Source organism: Virgibacillus sp. 6R (genome assembly GCF_001895305.1).
GTDB classification, from domain to species: domain Bacteria; phylum Bacillota; class Bacilli; order Bacillales; family Amphibacillaceae; genus Virgibacillus; species Virgibacillus pantothenticus.
On the sequence record NZ_CP017762.1, the window covers coordinates 1,011,354 to 1,030,062 of the forward strand.

Genomic DNA, 18,709 nt, shown 5'->3' on the forward strand with positions numbered 1-18,709 from the left:
GCACTATAGGAAAGTATAAGGTTTTTTTGGTTTATAGTATAAGAAAAACAAAGGCTTCCGCCATAAGACTTGGCGACAAGCCAAGTTTTTCTAACATTAAAAAATTTCTATCACCACTATGTCAAAATACTTCGCTTTCCTGCACGTTCTTCAGCTAGCGCTGTTTCCGCAGGAGTCTACATATTTTGACTACGCTAAAACTTGCGTATACACAATTAGCGGTTTATGGTTCGTTTTTTTAATCAGCTGTTTTAGTTATGTCTCGGCCGCATTTTTGGTTTGGAATGAATAAAAAGAATTTTATTAGACCTCTTTTGCTACTGTTTGCCGAAGAAAAATTCCCTTTAACTCTATTCCGCAACACCTTTAATCCGTCTAGTAAGATTCCCTAGTCGCTTTAATATATCTCGTTTATTATAAATCCCACTATTCATTATATTTTTTTAAAATTGACAATTTACCCATTTCTAATTAAAATAAATTTTATCGTTCTGAAAAATTGCATCGTCTGGAAAGGGGTTTCTTCATGACTGATATTCCTAAAAGAGAAATTAACATTTGGTGGGCACTAATACCTCTAGTCGTTATGATTGTTGCCATGGTGTTAACGATAGTCGTTTTCCAAGGAGAACCACACGTACCGCTTATTATAGGCACAGGAACCGCTGCACTTGTAGCCTGGAAGCAAGGATATACTTGGAAGCAAATGGAGGAAATGATGTTTCGGGGTATACGATTAGCACTTCCCGCTATCATTATTATTATGCTTGTTGGCTTAACCATTGGCGCATGGATTGGAGGCGGTATTGTGGCTACAATGATCTATTATGGGTTGAAAATTATATCGCCGTCTATATTTTTGGTAACGATTACAATTATTTGTGGTGTTGTTGCATTAACGGTTGGAAGCTCCTGGGCAACGATGGGAACCATTGGTGTTGCTGGGATGGGAATAGGCATGAGTATGGGTATACCAGCGCCTATGGTTGCAGGTGCGGTCATTTCAGGGTCTTATTTTGGAGACAAGATGTCCCCGTTATCGGATACCACGAATCTCGCCTCTGGTTTGACAAATACGGATTTATTCGTTCATATTAAACATATGCTGTATACAACAGTCCCTAGTTTAATCATTGCTTTGCTCGTTTTTGCATACATAGGGAAAGATTTCGGAAAAGATGCGATTGAAAACGAAAGGATTGCCCAAACGATTGCTGATATGCAGGCGAATTTTGTCATATCGCCATATCTGTTGCTAATTCCATTGCTTGTCATTGTGCTCGTTATGTTCAAAGTACCTGCTGTCCCAGCGATAGCAACTGGGATTGTAATGGGTTTTTTCTCACAAATATTTATCCAAGGAGATGCTTCATCCTACGCACTGCAAGTGTTACAAAATGGTTATACGATTAATACGAACAATGAAATGGTTTCGGAATTGTTTAATCGCGGTGGGTTAATGTCCATGATGTACACCGTGTCGATGACTATCGTTGCAATGGCATTTGGTGGTATTATGGAGTATTCTGGAATGCTAAAAGCGATGATGGATCAACTATTGAAGGTCGTAAAATCAACTGGGAATTTGATTGCTTCTACATTAGGAGCAGCCTTCTTAACAAATGCAACCTGCTCAGAGCAGTATATCTCTATCGTAGTCCCAGCTAGAATGTTTGCTACCGTATATAAAAAGAAAGGGTTACATTCAAAAAATTTATCACGTTCTTTAGAAGATGGAGGAACATTAACTTCTGTCTTTATTCCTTGGAATACATGTGGGGTATTTATTTACACAACATTGGAAGTACACGCATTTAGCTATGCACCTTACGCTATGTTAAATTTCACTGTTCCAATTGTTGCGCTTATTTATGCCTATACTGGATTCACCATTACTAAAATAGAAAAACCATCTCTCGTATTGCATTCCGAAAAAGCAAAAGATGCTAGCGGTTAAAATAAAGGGAATCTTCCATCAGTGGGGTTTTCATTCATCCTCCACGGCTTGTTAGTACCGTAATGGCATGACCTAAGGGACCTCTTACGAAACAGGGCATTTAGGTGCTGTTATCTCCCACTTAGACTTGTTGCAGTACAAATCATCCTATTCCTGAAGGCGAGGGCTTACAGCACCTTATATACAGGATAAACAGTAACACAAGAAGAGTGATTTGCTACACTGTCTATTACTTTAAATAACGCAGCGGCACAGTTAGAGCCCCAAGGGAAAGATGAATATATTACAAAAATTAACCGATTATATAAAGTAGGTGACTGCATGAATACATCCATCATTGCAACAGGAAAACTACCCTCAAAGGAGCAACCCTTTTATGTTCGCTTCTTAAACAAGCCAGATATCTTTGAGATTTTACATTTGCAAAATATGGTGAGGCAATCATTGGAAGTAGCTGATTTTCTTCAACCACTAACGGTTCAAGAGTACGAGCATATTTTAAATGGAAACGGCTCTATGATCGGAGTGTTTGTAGATGATAGGTTAATTGCTTTTCGAGCTATGCTGTTTCCAGAAATGAATGACACGGAACACTTAGGGATAGATCTCGGATTAAATGAATTACATCGTCAGAAAATGCTTTACTCTGAAATATCAAATGTCCATCCAGATTTCAGAGGCAACCGCCTGCAAACTTATATGGGAAAATTATTATTCGCTCAAATTGACCAACAATCATTTCAATATGTTGCCACTACGGTTGCTCCATTTAATATTGCTAGCTTAAAAGACAAACTTGCGTTAGATATGGAAATTCATGCTTTAAAAGAAAAATACAATGGTAAACTACGATATATTTTATTTCGTGACCTCCATACAATAAAAAATGGAAAATCATATACTGATAAACAGGAAGTTAACATGAATGATATTGCAAGACAGCAACAGTTGCTGCAACATGGCTATCAAGGAAATTCTATCTCTCAAACGAATGATACCTATTGGGTCACATACGTAAAGCATTGAAAACGTTTGGCCGTGATGGGAGCAAGAAGAAGTAGTATGCTGGACGGTTGTTGCTAAAATCACTACATTCACTCCTTATCAACAGCGACAGGCCCTTAACTTCTCTCTAATGAAGTGAATCTTCCATCAGTGGGGTTTTCTTTCAATTCCCACTGATTGTTAGTACTACTTGGGTATGACTTAAAGTCCTCTTCGAAATAGGGCATTTAGGTGCTGCTATCCCCGACGTAGACTTGTTAGAGTATAGGAATCTCCAATTCTTGGAGTGGGAAGCTTACAGCACCTTTATGCGGGACAATATACAGCTAAACCCGTTTATCATCAGCCGGTTTTCAGCTTTTTTATCTCGTATGGAAAATGATTCTGCAACTACTCTACTTTCCGTAGCATGTTATGCGGTAGTTCGAGCATACTACTCTACTTTCCGAGCATGTCACACTGTGATCCGAGCGCATTCCACTCTTTATTGCGAGCATGTCATGCCATAGTTCCAGCAGCATACTTCCTTTTCCTGGGCATATCACGCTGTGATTTGAGCATACCACTCTCTTTTACGAGCATGTCATGCCATAGTTCAAGTAGACTTCTCCTCTTTTCGAACAAGCTCCTTCAAGGTTCGAACTCTCTACCCCTTCTCGCTCATTTTACAAGCGTGATGAAGCAAGCAGTTAGCAGATACGCTATTATGCATTTTAACGACTAAGCTTCCTTAAGCTGTACATTCACTAGATCTGTCACCTGTGATAAGTTTTCTACTTCAAAAGTAGGTAATCCATTATTCTCCATGTTCTGCCAATTAATCCAGATCGAGGCCATCTCAATATGGGAAGCGCCTAATATATCTGTATTTAAATTATCTCCTACCATGACTGCTTCGGTTTTATCGACGCCCAATTTTGCAAGCATATATTGAAAAATGGTGGGATCTGGTTTTCCTCTGCCAAATGCTCCGGAGACGACAATTTCGTCAAAATAAGGTTCTAATTGTGGCGTCATATCTAATTTTGTTTGCTGTAAGTCTGGCGAACCATTCGTTAATAGCGCCAGTTTATAATCTGCTCGTAAAGCATCTAATACAGCAAATGTATCTGTAAACACGAATGGTTTTTGCTTTCTAAGCTGTGGAAATGCATCCGCCAATTCTGCAGCCAACGACTCATCCCGAATACCGGTCGTCTCCAAGCCTTTTTCCCAAGCTGCTTGTCGATAGAATGGAGCAATTTCTTTTAATTTCTCAAATTCTTTCCCTTCATCTTGAAACTCTCCCCAAAGTCCTTCAAACGGATTGATACCAATCATTTGTGTAAACGAGTATGTTGGAAAAGATGCATATAAGGCGCGTGCCTCCTTTCTAACATTTCGCTCCAAATGTTCTGGGTCTAGTTCAGGGTGAATTTCTTTGGCCATATGACAAACTGCTTTAAATGATTCAGCAACGCTTTTTTTATCCCATAAAAGTGTATCGTCCAAATCAAAAATGATTGCTTTAAGCATCCATACATCCCCTTTTTTTCTGCATACATTAACTTAAAGTATACAACATTTTAAGAAAAATAGAGAAACTGACTATTTAGGGTTGATTTTATTGAAAATATAGACTAATATAGTTATTAAAATTTTTACAGCTAAGGGGATAGTATCATGGAAGAATGGACAGTTAAAATAAATCGTTGTGCAGTAAAGAAAGAAAAGCCTCATACAGATCAACTAGAATTCGGAAGAGTATTTACCGACCATATGTTTGTCATGGATTATTCAGAGCCTTTAGGTTGGCATGATGCCCGTATTATTCCATACCAGCCTTTAAGTATTGATCCATCCGCAATGATCTTTCACTATGGTCAATCCGTTTTTGAAGGGCTAAAAGCATATCAAACGCCAGAAGGAGAAATCCAGTTATTTCGCCCAGAAAAGAATTTGCAGCGGTTGAATAAATCCAATGACCGTTTATGCATTCCAGCGGTTGATGAAGCCTTTATATTGGAAGCTTTAAAGCAGCTAATCTATTTGGATAAAGAGTGGATACCGACTGCTGAAGGAACTTCCCTTTATATCCGTCCATTCATTATTTCTACAGAACCCTATATTGGTGTAGCGCCTTCACATCAGTACAAGTTCGTGATCATTTTATCGCCTGTTGGTGCTTATTATAAAGAAGGAATTAACCCGGTGAAAATTGCGGTGGAAAACCAATACGTTCGGGCTGTAAAAGGTGGAACCGGTGAAGCAAAAACTGGCGGAAATTATGCATCAAGTCTCAAAGCACAGGAAATATGCGCCCAAAAAGGATTTGCACAAGTGCTCTGGCTTGATGGGGTGGAAAAGAAATATATTGAAGAAGTCGGTAGCATGAATGTGTTCTTTAAAATAAACGGAAAAGTCTATACTCCTGCACTAAATGGAAGCATTTTGGAAGGCGTTACGCGAAATTCCGTTATACAATTGTTACAACACTGGGATATTCCTGTTATTGAAGAAAGAATATCCATGGAAGATTTATATCAGGCATATGTAGACGGTAATTTAGAAGAGGCTTTTGGTACAGGGACAGCAGCGGTTATTTCTCCCATCGGTCAACTGAGCTGGGAAGGCAAGGATTTAATAATTAACGATTCCCAAACTGGTAAGCTGGCTAAATCATTATATACGACACTAACTAATATTCAATATGGTAAAGAAGCAGATCCATTCAATTGGGTAGAAAAAGTTAGCAAAGCGTATGCTGTGAAACAGTAAATGCACTTATTTTATGGAACTCATATTATTGTTCAATAGTAAATTAGAACGCATATGTTCAAATAAAATTTATTGTTAAGCTATTGTGAGATTTATATATGAACGATCCTTAGAAGCATAGAAGCGATTGGGAAATAAACAAAAAATGCAATTCTAAAGACGAACAAAGGCGCAGGGCGCCCGTTTAGCAACGTAGCGAATGGAACGAATCAACTAAAGATTTAGGAATCATGCCCCTGCAACCAGGGGTATGACGACGTCGGGCGGCAAGCCCGTTTTTAGTCGGCCTTCCCCTTAGCGACGAACCGATGATGACTTTCGTAGGGCGCATTTCTAAAGTCGCATCGTTGCTGGACGATGGAGCTGGTCGTGGCTATTCGGTTATTACGTTATCCACAAGCACCTCATTATTTTATGCTTTTGTATGAAAAAAACGCCATTTACCATTATATAACTTATTTATTTTAGGTAGTATTTCAAGCATCTAAACATTATAAAGCAAAATTTTTCATCATAGATGGTGGCTTGCGCTCTTGGCGAGCCATGATGGTTTCTTATCTGTAAAAAAATAAACCAGACGCATTTTCATGGAGAAAAGCGTCTGGTTTTCTATTATTCGTGCTCTTTTAATTTAAACCATTACTTTACAAATATCGTTAGTAAAGGCAACTGGATCATTTACAGGCATGCCTTCAATTAACAGCGCCTGATTATATAATAGGTTTGTATATAGTTTTAATTTTTCCTTATCATGATGATGCGCCTCTTTTAATGCTTGAAATACTTCATGATTCACATTGATTTCTAATACTTTATCCGCTTTTATTTGCTGATTATTCGGCATTGCATTTAACACTTTTTCCATTTCTAAAGAAATATCACCGTCTGCTGTTAAACAAACAGGATGTGATTTTAATCGTTTGGAAGCTCGGACATCTTTAATTTTATCTCCCAAATGCTCCTTCATCGCAGCAAATAGTGCTTTATTCTCTTCCTGACTCTTTTCATCTACTTCATCATTTGATTCATCCTCTAAGCCGAGATCACCACTGGAAACAGACTTGAATTCTTTTTCTTTATAGTCCCGCAGCATCTTAATAGCAAATTCATCCACTTCTTCAGTGAAATATAAAATTTCATACCCTTTATCTGCTACCATTTCCGTTTGCGGTAACTTCTCGATACGATCAATGGATTCGCCTGCAGCATAATAAATATAAGCCTGATCTTCTGGCATACGTTGTACATATTCGTCTAAAGTGACTAGTTTCTTTTCCTTTGAGGAATAAAACATAAGCAGATCCTGCAATGTATCTTTATTGGCACCAAAGTCATTATACACACCAAACTTCAGTTGTCTGCCAAATGCATGGTAAAATGTTTCATATTTTTCACGATCATCTCGCAATAGGTGCAGTAGCTGTGTTTTAATTTTCTTAGTAATATTTTTGGCGATGACTTTTAGCTGTCTGTCGTGCTGTAACATCTCTCGCGAAATATTTAAGGATAAATCCTCTGAATCTACCATTCCTTTAACAAAGCTAAAATAATCTGGCAGCAAATCCGCACATTTATTCATGATTAATACGCCATTTGAATAAAGTTCAAGGCCTTTTTCAAATTCCTGTGAATAATAATCAAATGGGGCATTTTCCGGGATAAATAAAATAGCATTATAACGCACTGTACCGTCTACATTAATATGCATGGATTTTAAAGGTTTATCAAACCCATACCGTTTTTCCTGATAAAAATTAATGTAATCCTCTTCGGTTAATTCACTTTTATTCTTTTTCCAGATTGGTACCATGCTATTGATGGTTTCCTCTTCTACATAATCCACGTATTCTTCACTTTCATCATCTTTCGGCTTGCTTTTCGTAATATCCATTTTAATCGGGTAACGAATAAAATCAGAATACTTTTTAATGATTTCCTGCAATTGGTACTCGTCTAAAAAGGCATCAAACGAATCTTCGTCTGTGTTTTCTTTGATTTTTAGTATAATTTCAGTTCCGACGTGTTCTTTATCAACAGGAATAATGGTGTAGCCGTCCGTTCCAGTGGACTCCCATTGATAAGCCTGATCGCTATCCACAGATTTACTAATAACAGTCACTTTATCTGCCACCATAAACGCCGCATAAAAACCGACACCGAATTGTCCGATAATATCATGACCATCTTTTAGCTCGGTATCATTTTTAAATGCAAATGACCCACTTTTAGCTATCGTCCCCAAATTGGTTTCTAGTTCTTCTTTTGTCATGCCAATACCTGTATCGATGACTTGCAACGTACGTTCCTCTTTATTAGGGATAACTTTAATATAATAATCTTCTTGGTTAAAGGTTAAATTATCGTCTGTTAAGCTGCGGTAATACATTTTATCCATGGCATCACTTGCATTGGATATCAGCTCCCGTAAAAATACTTCACGTTGGGAATAAATTGAATTAATCATTAATTCTAGTAAACGTTTCGATTCTGCTTTAAACTGCTTTTTCGCCATATGATCCTCTCCTCTACTTAAACTCATATGTTTTAATACCATAAACGATAAATTATGTCAATATTCCAGCACAAGCTACCTTTTTAGTCATTATGCTGCTGTCTAGCTAACTCTGTCATATACGTAAAAAACATGTCGCGCTCCACTTCATAAACAAGGTTTACTTCACGTCCATCTTTATGTAGTTCCGTTCTACCTTGACTCTTGCCATCTGGATGAACGACGCACCGAACCGTTTTCTTCTTGACTAACTCTGCTTTTCCTATCGTTGCGGTTGTAAGTACATCCCATAAAAAATACGTTGAATTGGTCTGGAAATGGACAAGCGGCGGTACCACTGCATAGCATTGACCTAAGAAGTCAATCCCTATATCCGCTCTTTCTTGCGCCCACATATTACGAACATCAACCGTTAACGGCACTTGATTTGTACTCTCTAATGCAACCAAATCAATTGTCATCTCGCTATCCCAAACTCTTTTTGCAGCCTCAGGGTCCCAAAAGGCATTCCATTCAGCAGTTCCATCATGTTCTGGTTCCTCCACATTTCCAGTAGGTAAAAACGTTCCCCCCATCCAAACAAGCTTTTCAATCTGTTTCTCAATGTCAGGTGCCTCTTCCAAAGCCCTCGCCAAATCCGTTAATGGACCGACAAATAGTAAAGTAACTGGTTCATCGCTATTTCGAAGCGTTTGAATCAAATGCTGATGCCCTGGTAACTCTGCTTTTTTCGTTTTTATCGGCAACTGCTCATTTAATATTGGCAGCGCATCTACATAAAAAGCATGCATCCGCCAATCCTTTGGAAAAGGATTTTTCCCACGTGATGTGGAAGCTGCCACTTCAACCTGTTTCCCCTTCCCGAATCGGTCGATGATTTTACGACTCGCGTACATAGCAGGTTCCAAATAACAATCTGCTGGGGTGACACCAACACCTATAACATCTACATCATCCATTTGCAATAGTAGAAATAATGAAACTAGATCATCAACGCCGCCATCATGGTTTAAATACACTTTCTTCTTCATCGATACGAACGACCTCCTCCAATTAATCAACTTACCATGTATATACGACTTATTGTCTCAAGTTTTGCAGTTCTTTACAAATAATACAGTGAACATTAGTCTATGTTGATAAATCATGTCGAAAAGGATACAAAAAAGCACCTCCCCGATAAAAAGAGAGGTGCAGTTTATAAAGTGAATGAATCTTCTATTAGTAGGTGCTTATACATCCGCCCCTAATTGTTAGTACCGTAATGTATGACCTAAAAATAGGACAGTTAGGTGCTGTTATCTTCCACTTAGACTTGTTACATTACAGATTAACCAACTCCTGAAGTGGGAGTTTTACAGCACCTTATATACGGGATAAATTTACTTTAATGTTGATTTTGTCGGAATTCTTCAATTTCCTGTCTGGCGTTATGCAATTTTTCAAAGGTCTGTTGAAATTGGGCATTCTCTAACGCCTCTTCACCTGCTTGAATTTGGGCGCTTTTCAATAGATGATCCAGCTGTAACAACTGATCTTGTGCTTGCAGTAATTCTTGTTCGTCCCCATTCGTTTTAGCTTGCTGTATAAGCTGATAAGCATTAGTAAATTGCTGTGCAGCTAGCTCTAGTTGCTGATGTAACGCTTGCTTTTCCATTATATAACCTCCAAACGTATCAAAAATGCTTGCCATGTATTTTTTGTAATGATATATGTATTGTTTTCCCAAAAACATTACTTTCATACGTTGGGTAAGGACTATATATACTTTTAACCAGCACTTGCAGCGTTCATTTAATCTATTCTAAATTCATCTCGAAATTTAAAAAACAACTCCTTGCTAACGCGAAACAATTATAAGCGTTTCCACTACCGCTATGGTGGAGGGAAATCTAAAAAATAGTTTAGGAATTTCCGTTAAAAGAGCTATGCTGGAATTAATCCGTTAAAGCAAATATTTTACCAGGATTAAAAATATGCTGCGGATCTAAACTGTCTTTTATTCTTTTCATCACTTCAAAGGCTGCCCCATGCTCTGCTAGTTGATATTTTGCTTTACCAACCCCAACACCATGTTCACCAGTACATGTTCCCCCACATGATAAAGCATAGGAAACAATTTGTTCATTTACTTCATTTGCTTTCGCGATATCTTCAGGATTCTGAGGATCAATCATCATTAAAATATGATAATTGCCATCGCCAACATGTCCCACAATCCCTCCTGGAAGCGCTGAAGCCTCCACCGCATCTCTCCCATGTTTAATAGCGTTTGCTAATTGAGAGATGGGCACACAAACATCCGTTACCATCTGTTTTTTTCCTGGATAATGATGCAAAAAAGCGTATGCAGTTTGATGTCGTGCTTCCCACAATTGATTTCTACCTGCAGTATTTGCCTCAAATGCTAGATCTTGGCATTGGTGTTCCTGTAAAATTTCTGTTGTAAAGTCAACGTCTTCTTGGAGTCCCGCCTCATTTCCGTGAAATTCAATAAAAATTGTCGGTACTTCCAAGTAATACGTATCACTAAATAGATTGATTTGTTTTATAGATGGTGCATCTACGAGTTCCACCCTAGCAACAGGAATACCAGCTTGTAAAATGTGAATGACAGCCTCCACCGCATTATCTAACGTAGTAAATGCCGCTCTTCCTGCCACTACTTTTTCTGGTATTCCGTGTACTTTTAACGTAAGTTCCGTAAAACAACCAAGCGTCCCTTCTGAACCAATGAACAATCCATTTAAATGCAATCCAGAAGAAGATTTAGCTGCCATATTTCCCGTATGAATGACACTCCCGTCTGCTAGTACTACTTGCAAATCCCGAACTTGATCCCGCATCACACCATACTTAACAGATGTTGTTCCACTGGCATTTGTCGCTGCCATTCCACCTAACGTTGCATCTGCCCCAGGGTCAACGGAGAAAAATAATCCGTACGTTTTTAACTCTTTTTCCAATTGTTTTCTCGTCACACCGGGTTGGACTTTAACTAAAAAATCATCCGGCCGTACTTCCAAGACTTGATTCATCAGGGAAAAATCAATCATAATTCCCCCTTGATATGGGATAACACTGCCCTCTAAACTCGTCCCTAGCCCAAAAGAAACTACTGGCACGTTAACCTTAGCAGCCAGCTTCACGACACGACTTACTTCTGTTGTCGTTTTCGGAAAAACAACCGTATTTGGCAAAGCTGGTGCATGGTATGATTCATCTGTGCTGTGCTGCTCTAATATCGTTGCATTATCACTTATTCGATCCGACGGAAGTATCTGTTTTAATTCATTCATAAATATCAACCCCAGTTCCCCCATTCTTTATAATTGAAATAATCAAAAAACAATGTATATACATAAGCTCTTGCTGCTTTCCCCATCCTTATAAAATACGTGTGCCATTTGCTACTTCGACATCAGGTGCTAATAAGATAACGTCCCCTTGCTCAGGTACTCCGCCTAAAACAAGCACTTCAGACTTAAAGCCAGCTATTCGCAGAGGTGGAAAATTAACAACTGCTGCTACTTGCCTTCCTACTAAATCTTCTGGCTCATAGCGCTTGGTAATCTGAGCAGAAGACTGTTTTATGCCCAATTCTCCAAAGTCAATCTGGAGCTTAATTGCAGGTGTTCTTGCCTCTTTGAAAGGTTCTGCCTTTTTCACCGTTCCTATTCGCATATCCAATTGTTGAAAATCTTCTATACTCGCCATGTTAACGCCTCCATTTTAAATTAAACCTTTCATCATGATGCAGAAGTGTTATACATCTTACATCCACGATAAAGTGAATCTCCCATCAGTGGGAGTTTTCATTCATCCTCCGCTGATGGTTAGTAGCCCAAGGATATGACCTAAAGACCTCTTACGGACTAGGACATTTAGGTACCATTAACTCTCACTTAGACTTGTTGCAGTACAGATTATCCAACTCCTGATGTGGGAGCCTTACAGCAACTTATATACAGGATAAATTCTATCGCAAAAAGGAATCGCAGCGAGGCGCGCGAATCTTCAAGGCTTAGCGCGCCTCTTCTTTTTTCTACTATTCCCTTATTTGCCCTTGACCATAAATATAAAACTTACTCGAGGTAAGCGCTGGTAAACCCATCGGTCCTCTTGCATGCAATTTTTGTGTACTGATGCCTATTTCTGCTCCATAGCCAAATTCAAATCCATCTGTAAATCTTGTAGAAGCATTATGATACACGGCAGCTGCATCCACATGTTGCTGGAAATAAACTGCATTGGCATGGTCAGTTGTAATAATGGCCTCGGAATGTCGTGTCCCATACTTATTAATATGATTTACTGCTTCTTCGCATGAGGATACTAATTTAACGCTGATTGCTAAATCCAGATATTCCGTATACCAATCCTCTTCGGTTGCCTGCTTAGCCTTTGAAAAGACTGCACACACATTTTCATCCCCATAAATCGCAACTTGATTCTCAGCTAATGTTTTCAATAGTGCAAGCCCATGTTCTTTAAACCAATCTTTATGGATTAGTAACGATTCAATTGCATTACATACAGATGGACGCTGTAATTTTGCATTTAAAACAAGCTTCATAGCTAATTTTTTTTCTGCGGAAGCATCAATGAATATATGACAATTACCTGCTCCGGTTTCAATAACAGGCACCGTAGAGGATTGTAAAACCGACTGAATCAGTTTTTTTCCTCCTCGGGGGATTAACACATCTAAGTATTCATTTAATGTAAATAATTGCTGGGCGGTTTCTCTGCTCGTATCCTCAATTAGCTGGACAGCATCCACTGGAAGTTTACTTTTCGCGAGTGCTTGATGAATGGAAGCTACTAAAGCTTGATTGGAATACTTAGCTGATGAACTTCCCCGCAAGATAACTGCGTTACCCGTTTTTAATGACAGTGTTGCTGCATCGATCGTTACATTTGGACGTGCTTCATAAATCATTCCAATAACACCAATAGGCACCCGCTTTCTTTCCACACGAAGACCATTATCCTTTTCTAAGCTTTCGAGTACCTCACCAATTGGATCATTTAAATCAATCAGTTGAAAAATTGCATCGTGCATAGCTTCAATTCTAGTATCGTCCAGCATAATCCGGTCTAAAATTGCTTTTGAAATGCCGTTATTTTCCCCTTCTTGTAAATCCTTTTGGTTCTCTTTTAGAATTACTTCCTTATCCTGTATCAGCTGTTCTGCAATGTACTGCAACGCTTGGTTTTTTTCCTCTGTTGTTACACCATTTAACTGATAACTCGCTGCTTTTGCCAATTTTCCTTTTTGCTGTACTTCAGACATAGAAATACCTCCTCGTAGATTATATTCGGCGTTATTTTTTCGCCCATTGTTTCTTATATTTTATTTGTTTTACTGCTTGAGAATTTATACGTGCGCCTGAAACCGTTGCTTTACACTACAGGCGGACGCTTTCCGAAGCTCTGCTTGAGCCTCCTCCCTCGAGCGCTCGTTGCAGGGTCCGGGGCTCATGCTTTTCCCACAGGAGTTACCGCCTTGCGTCATCCATTTCCAGTACTTTACATTTAATTATTGGTCTAGTTTCCTAATGCCTTTTTTAAACAAATTGTACCTTGATAACTTCATATTTATTTTCTACTTGACATATCACCGCAGGCCTTTTTACATTTCATATTTAAATAATCCTTTTCTAGTAACCATAATCCTATAGTTACACTACTTTTGTTTAGGTTAACCTTACCCAGCGGTCTCGATGAATCACCCGTGAGGATAGACAATCTTTATCAGAACTTCTTAATTGTAGCTCTTTCATAACGACATCTGCCGAACAGCTTACCTCTCCCTTCCCAATTAATCCATTTTTGCCATACACTTCTACGACATCTCCCGCTATAAAATCACCTTGTACTTTACGTATTCCAGCAGCTAAAAGACTCGCCCCTTGATATAGGATAGCTTCTTCAGCGCCATGATCTACATATACTTGACCTACTGGCTCCGAATGAAGGGCAATCCATTGTTTATTCGTTGTAATGGAGCCTTTGGTAGGATTAGTAATATAGGTGCCATCGCCACTTCCTTCAATAATTTGCGACAGCTTTTCGCCTCCTTTACCAGTACCGATAAATACACTGACCCCCAATGATAAGGCCATTTTTGCTGCCTCCAGCTTTGATTTCATTCCACCTGTACCAACAGACGATCCATGCTGATCAGCTTGGGCAATCATTTCTTCTGTAATGCGATCTAAATAATCGTATTTTATCGCATGTGGATTTTGGCGCGGATTCTCATTATATAAACCATTAATGTCGGTTAACATAATTAATTGGTCTGCATGTACAATACCGCTTACTAGAGCAGACAGCATATCATTATCTCCAAACGTAAGTTCTTTAATGGATACGGTGTCGTTTTCATTAATAATCGGAATGACTCTGCGTTCTAATAATTCCATCAATGTATTAAACGCGTTTTTATATCGTTCTCGATCTTTAAAATCGTCTCGTGTTAAAAGTAATTGCGCAGCTCGTAAATCATGTTCTGCAAATTTCTCCATATATGCTTGGATTAACAACCCTTGCCCTGCAGCAGCTGCTGCTTGTTTTCCTTTCAATGTGACAGGTCTAGAGGCATAGCCTATTTGTGAAAAACCGGCAGCCACAGCGCCTGACGAAACTAAAATAACATCATGGTTCAATTGGCGAAGCTTTGCAATGGCCTGGACATGTTCCGCTAACTTTGCTTCGTCCATCTCCCCATGCGCATTTGTCAACGAGCTACTTCCAATTTTCACAACGACTCTCTGTTTACTCAATTTGCATACTCCTATTCCCAATATCTTTTTATATTCTATGAATTTAAAAGCAGTACCTCTAGGTTATTTTATAAAAGGGTAACTGCTACTAAGCTGCGTTATTGATCAATTCATTTATATGATTGTAAAAAAAGCCCTATTCATCCTGTATAAAAGGACGAAAGAGCTTCTTCCGCGGTACCACCTATGTTGAATGTCGTAAAGACATCCCGCTTTCTTCTATAACGCCGAATATAGCGCCCATTTTCAATGGGACTCAAAAGGCAGGTTCTGTGGATTCACGTGTAGGGAGCTTCCAGCTGTTAACTCCCCATCTCTGGCACTGAATGGACCACATACTAATCCTTTCTTACCGTTCAACTGTATTTTTATAATATTATGGATAGAAAAGCGAAGAATGTCAACTGTTTTTTCAATTTATGTCGCATCAGCTGGCAGTAAAAATGCCAATTCCACCCTTAAAACTCCGTAGAATAAGTGGAGGTTCCAACAACGAGTAAATGCTAATTCGGTTCGGATACCTTTAGGATGTGCCCCTATAGTACGAACAATCAGAGGGATTAAAAAACCCCAACTGATTGGAGTTTCGCTTTATCTTCCAATACGAACTTTCGAATCGGATCCTGATTTGATAAAAAAGGATAAGATAAGGGCAATAATCGCGAACAATCCTGCTACAATGAATGAAATATTCACACCACGAATCATGCCTTGAACACCTTGTTCTGGTAGAGCAGCATTTGTCATCACCGTTACTAACAACGCTGTTCCAACAGCTCCAGCTACTTGGCGCATCGTGTTATTCATCGCTGTTCCATGTGGAATGAGGTGGATAGGGAGTTTATTTAAACCGGCTGTTGTAACAGGCATCATCACCATCGCTATTCCTAGCATACGGATAGCGTTAACCATTGCGATATATGCAAATGATGTATCTATTGATAAATTTGTAAACATAAATGTTGTTACAGTAACAATGGATAGCCCAATTATTGAAAGCCAACGTGCACCAAACCGATCAAATAACCTTCCAGTGATTGGGTTCATCACACCCATAACAATCGCCCCAGGCAATAACATTAAACCAGATTCTAAAGCAGTGAACCCAAGCATATTTTGTGCAAGGATAGGAATGATAACTGCAGCACCGATCATCGCCATAAAGGTAACCATTCCTAATGCAGTTGTCAATGAAAAAACTGGATTACGAAATACACGGAATTCCAAAATTGGCTCTTCTAATTTTAATTGCCGCCAAATAAAAATGGTCAACGTGATCGCCCCAACAACTATGGACGCAACCACCTGTACACTTCCCCAACCGCTATTACCTGCCGCACTAAATCCATACAATAAACCGCCAAAGCCTAACGTAGACAGGATGATCGATATAACATCGACTTTTGGAAATGTTTGGTTGGTAATATTTTTCAAAATAAAATAGGCAACGATGATATCGATAACGATAATTGGTAATACGACATAAAACACACTTCTCCAAGGAAAGTGTTCTACTAACCAACCAGATAGTGTTGGTCCTATAGCTGGAGCGAAGGCAATGACCATCCCGAACATTCCCATTGCAGTTCCACGTTTTTCAATTGGATAAATGAGAAACAATATTGTTTGCATTAACGGCATCATTATCCCAGCAGCTGCAGCTTGGCCGATTCTCCCGATCATTAATACGGAAAAATTAGGAGCTATAGCACAGATTGCTGTTCCTAATGCAAATATACTTAATGCAGTTATAAAAAGACCTCTTGTCGTAAACCGTTCGATCAAAAATGCCGTAATTGGAATCATAATTCCGTTTACCAGCATAAAGATGGATTGCAACCATTGAACAGTATTCGCATCTAACTGTAAATCTTGCATAATTTTGGGTAATGCAGTTGCTAATAACGTTTGATTTAAGATGGCGACAAACGCCCCTGAAATAAGGACAATCAGCAGTGGCACTTTGTTTATTTCTCTTGGATTTGTTGCTGTTGCGTTTTCTGAACTCACCAAACCTCTCCCTTCTGGCTAAATATCTGCATTTATGGAAGCAAGATATATAACTAAAACCGTTTCCTTAGGCGTACGGAAACTCTGTATATTGCATCCAATGTAACAGTTTATACAAGCACTTTCCATCCGCGTGTATAAGGCAATACCAACCAATATTAGAAAAACTTGGCTTGTCGTCAAGACTTATGGCGGAATCCTTTGTTTTTCTTATACTATAAACCAAAAAAATCTTATACTTTCCTATAGTGGAACAAAGGCCGGGGCGCCCGTTTAGCAACGTAGCGAATGGAACGAATCAACGGAGATAAAGGAATGATGCCACTAAAACAGGGGTATGCCGACGTCTGGGCCGCAAACCCGCTTTTAGTCGGCCTTCCTCTTAGCGACGAATGGATGATGACTTATCGTAGGGCGCATTTTTAGAGTCGCATCGTTGCTGGGCTCATGCGCCGGAAGTGGCTAGTCGGTTATTTCATTATCTCCAAGCACCTAATTTTATACTTTCTTATCTTAGCACAAAAAATTCCTGTCCGCTATGTGACATAACTAACATCATACCATATCATAAAAACGATACAAACCAATACGTTTTATCATGAAGAGAAACTTTTGTTAACAGGAGGGGAGACCCCGCTCTTGGTTAATTGGGCGAATTGGGCATGAGACTTCAGCTGAATTTTCCAGTTTAGTCGCTTTATTGGTTTCCATTCTCTAAATTTGCAGGGGAAAACTTACAGCCATTGGGATAAAAGGAAACTTCCATTAGCGGAGTCTTTACCCCACTCTTGGTTAATTGAGTGAATCGATCATGGAGCTTGTTAGAAGGTGCTTCCATTCTAATACAAATTGTTCTTCCAGGAACTTTGCTCTAAGCCTCAAATTTATAATGGAGGTAGCTATGGAATTCTCCATTTTGAAATGGATATAGTTTTAGTTTTTTCGCTTCTGTTGCATGATTTACAATAATTTCCTCCAGTAATTTAGCTGAAGTCTTATTCATGGTAAGTAACCCTAACTGCTCTGCGGTATGATATAATTTAGCCTCGTGTACATTTTGAATCAATTGATCCATTTTCTCTCCTTGAGGTTTAATTCCAAGCTGTTTTGCTTCTGTTTCTACTTCCAATTGAATAAGTTCCTGTTTTACCTGTTGGTACTTTTTACCTTCAATGTTAATCCCTAATTGTTCTGCTTTCCTTTTCACTAACTTCTCGTTCACCTCTTTCGCTAATTTTTCAGACGATTTTCCATCGCTTTTAATTCCAAGCTGTTTTGCCTTCTGCACCAATTGCGCATGCAGAATTTCTTGTTTTAATTGCTCTCTGTCTTTCCCTTCTGCTTGAATCGCAAATTTTTTAGTTGCTTGCTCCAAAGTCATCTGCTCTACTTCTTGTTTTAATTCTTTTGTTGTCTTTCCTTCTACATCAATTCCCAATTCTTTCGCTGTATACATTAACAAAGCTTCATGATATCGTTGATGCTCTTTGTTTTTAAATTCCGTTATTTCTGTTAAAGGTTCATAAGTATAGGAGGATGCTTTTGCTTGAACTCCTGATATAAAAAGTATTCCAAGTACCATAATAACGATGTATCGTTTATTTTTCATACCAATCATCCTTTACTGTAATTGCTCTCAATTAAATAGTTTTGCCATATCTTATAATAAGCATTAGT

At 38.8% G+C, this 18,709-nt stretch carries 13 protein-coding genes and 1 other annotated feature; of the genes, 3 read left to right on the forward strand and 10 right to left on the reverse strand.

Going from position 1 to position 18,709, the window contains the following annotated elements:
• The first annotated feature begins 526 nt into the window (after nucleotides 1-526).
• Both nhaC and BKP57_RS04650 read left to right on the forward strand, forming a co-directional pair.
• Nucleotides 527-1,957, forward strand: a complete 1,431-nt coding sequence (gene nhaC / locus BKP57_RS04645) for a Na+/H+ antiporter NhaC (RefSeq protein ID WP_072741067.1) — start codon at nucleotides 527-529, stop codon at nucleotides 1,955-1,957.
• A 321-nt stretch (nucleotides 1,958-2,278) separates the two neighbouring features.
• A complete protein-coding gene (locus BKP57_RS04650; RefSeq protein ID WP_072741068.1) occupies nucleotides 2,279-2,983 on the forward strand; it encodes a hypothetical protein in 705 nt (234 codons plus the stop codon).
• Nucleotides 2,984-3,682: 699 nt separating this feature from the next.
• Here the strand turns inward: BKP57_RS04650 and BKP57_RS04655 are convergent.
• The gene (locus BKP57_RS04655; protein ID WP_072741069.1) at nucleotides 3,683-4,477 is read right to left on the reverse strand and encodes an HAD family hydrolase; all 795 of its coding nucleotides are present in this window, start codon (nucleotides 4,475-4,477) and stop codon (nucleotides 3,683-3,685) included.
• A 147-nt stretch (nucleotides 4,478-4,624) separates the two neighbouring features.
• On the opposite strand from BKP57_RS04655, the gene BKP57_RS04660 reads away from it, so the two are divergent.
• Nucleotides 4,625-5,719: a branched-chain amino acid aminotransferase gene (locus BKP57_RS04660; protein WP_050350126.1), complete on the forward strand. Its 1,095-nt coding sequence runs from the start codon at nucleotides 4,625-4,627 to the stop codon at nucleotides 5,717-5,719.
• A gap of 631 nt (nucleotides 5,720-6,350) precedes the next feature.
• Here the strand turns inward: BKP57_RS04660 and htpG are convergent.
• The 9 genes from htpG to BKP57_RS04705 form a co-directional block, all read right to left on the reverse strand.
• The gene (gene htpG / locus BKP57_RS04665) at nucleotides 6,351-8,231 is read right to left on the reverse strand and encodes a molecular chaperone HtpG (RefSeq protein WP_050350125.1); all 1,881 of its coding nucleotides are present in this window, start codon (nucleotides 8,229-8,231) and stop codon (nucleotides 6,351-6,353) included.
• Between the two features lie 83 nt (nucleotides 8,232-8,314).
• Entirely contained in the window at nucleotides 8,315-9,262 is a 948-nt protein-coding gene (locus tag BKP57_RS04670) for a nucleoside hydrolase (protein ID WP_050350124.1), read from the reverse strand.
• A gap of 356 nt (nucleotides 9,263-9,618) precedes the next feature.
• The gene (locus BKP57_RS04675) at nucleotides 9,619-9,888 is read right to left on the reverse strand and encodes a hypothetical protein (RefSeq protein ID WP_050350123.1); all 270 of its coding nucleotides are present in this window, start codon (nucleotides 9,886-9,888) and stop codon (nucleotides 9,619-9,621) included.
• Between the two features lie 280 nt (nucleotides 9,889-10,168).
• Entirely contained in the window at nucleotides 10,169-11,530 is a 1,362-nt protein-coding gene (locus BKP57_RS04680; protein WP_232231323.1) for an FAD-binding oxidoreductase, read from the reverse strand.
• Between the two features lie 88 nt (nucleotides 11,531-11,618).
• Nucleotides 11,619-11,948: a chaperone CsaA gene (gene csaA / locus BKP57_RS04685; RefSeq protein ID WP_050350121.1), complete on the reverse strand. Its 330-nt coding sequence runs from the start codon at nucleotides 11,946-11,948 to the stop codon at nucleotides 11,619-11,621.
• A gap of 331 nt (nucleotides 11,949-12,279) precedes the next feature.
• Nucleotides 12,280-13,527 carry a glutamate-5-semialdehyde dehydrogenase gene (locus BKP57_RS04690; RefSeq protein ID WP_050350120.1) on the reverse strand — a complete coding sequence of 416 codons (1,248 nt, stop codon included), beginning with the start codon at nucleotides 13,525-13,527 and terminating at the stop codon, nucleotides 12,280-12,282.
• A gap of 403 nt (nucleotides 13,528-13,930) precedes the next feature.
• Complete coding sequence (gene proB / locus BKP57_RS04695; RefSeq protein WP_072741070.1) at nucleotides 13,931-15,022, reverse strand: glutamate 5-kinase; 1,092 nt, start codon at nucleotides 15,020-15,022, stop codon at nucleotides 13,931-13,933.
• Nucleotides 15,023-15,172: 150 nt separating this feature from the next.
• Nucleotides 15,173-15,384: a binding site (T-box leader), on the reverse strand.
• Between the two features lie 229 nt (nucleotides 15,385-15,613).
• Nucleotides 15,614-17,035 (reverse strand): MDR family MFS transporter, encoded by a 1,422-nt coding sequence (locus tag BKP57_RS04700; protein WP_050350118.1) that lies wholly within the window; start codon nucleotides 17,033-17,035, stop codon nucleotides 15,614-15,616.
• An 868-nt stretch (nucleotides 17,036-17,903) separates the two neighbouring features.
• Nucleotides 17,904-18,641 carry a hypothetical protein gene (locus BKP57_RS04705; protein ID WP_050350117.1) on the reverse strand — a complete coding sequence of 246 codons (738 nt, stop codon included), beginning with the start codon at nucleotides 18,639-18,641 and terminating at the stop codon, nucleotides 17,904-17,906.
• Between the last annotated feature and the right edge of the window lie 68 nt (nucleotides 18,642-18,709).

Coding starts and splice junctions, on each gene's coding strand:
- nhaC (WP_072741067.1), top strand. CDS start 527: ATGACTGATATTCCTAAAAGAGAAATTAACATTTGGTGGGCACTAATA.
- BKP57_RS04650 (WP_072741068.1), top strand. CDS start 2,279: ATGAATACATCCATCATTGCAACAGGAAAACTACCCTCAAAGGAGCAA.
- BKP57_RS04655 (WP_072741069.1), bottom strand. CDS start 4,477: ATGCTTAAAGCAATCATTTTTGATTTGGACGATACACTTTTATGGGAT.
- BKP57_RS04660 (WP_050350126.1), top strand. CDS start 4,625: ATGGAAGAATGGACAGTTAAAATAAATCGTTGTGCAGTAAAGAAAGAA.
- htpG (WP_050350125.1), bottom strand. CDS start 8,231: ATGGCGAAAAAGCAGTTTAAAGCAGAATCGAAACGTTTACTAGAATTA.
- BKP57_RS04670 (WP_050350124.1), bottom strand. CDS start 9,262: ATGAAGAAGAAAGTGTATTTAAACCATGATGGCGGCGTTGATGATCTA.
- BKP57_RS04675 (WP_050350123.1), bottom strand. CDS start 9,888: ATGGAAAAGCAAGCGTTACATCAGCAACTAGAGCTAGCTGCACAGCAA.
- BKP57_RS04680 (WP_232231323.1), bottom strand. CDS start 11,530: ATGAATGAATTAAAACAGATACTTCCGTCGGATCGAATAAGTGATAAT.
- csaA (WP_050350121.1), bottom strand. CDS start 11,948: ATGGCGAGTATAGAAGATTTTCAACAATTGGATATGCGAATAGGAACG.
- BKP57_RS04690 (WP_050350120.1), bottom strand. CDS start 13,527: ATGTCTGAAGTACAGCAAAAAGGAAAATTGGCAAAAGCAGCGAGTTAT.
- BKP57_RS04705 (WP_050350117.1), bottom strand. CDS start 18,641: ATGAAAAATAAACGATACATCGTTATTATGGTACTTGGAATACTTTTT.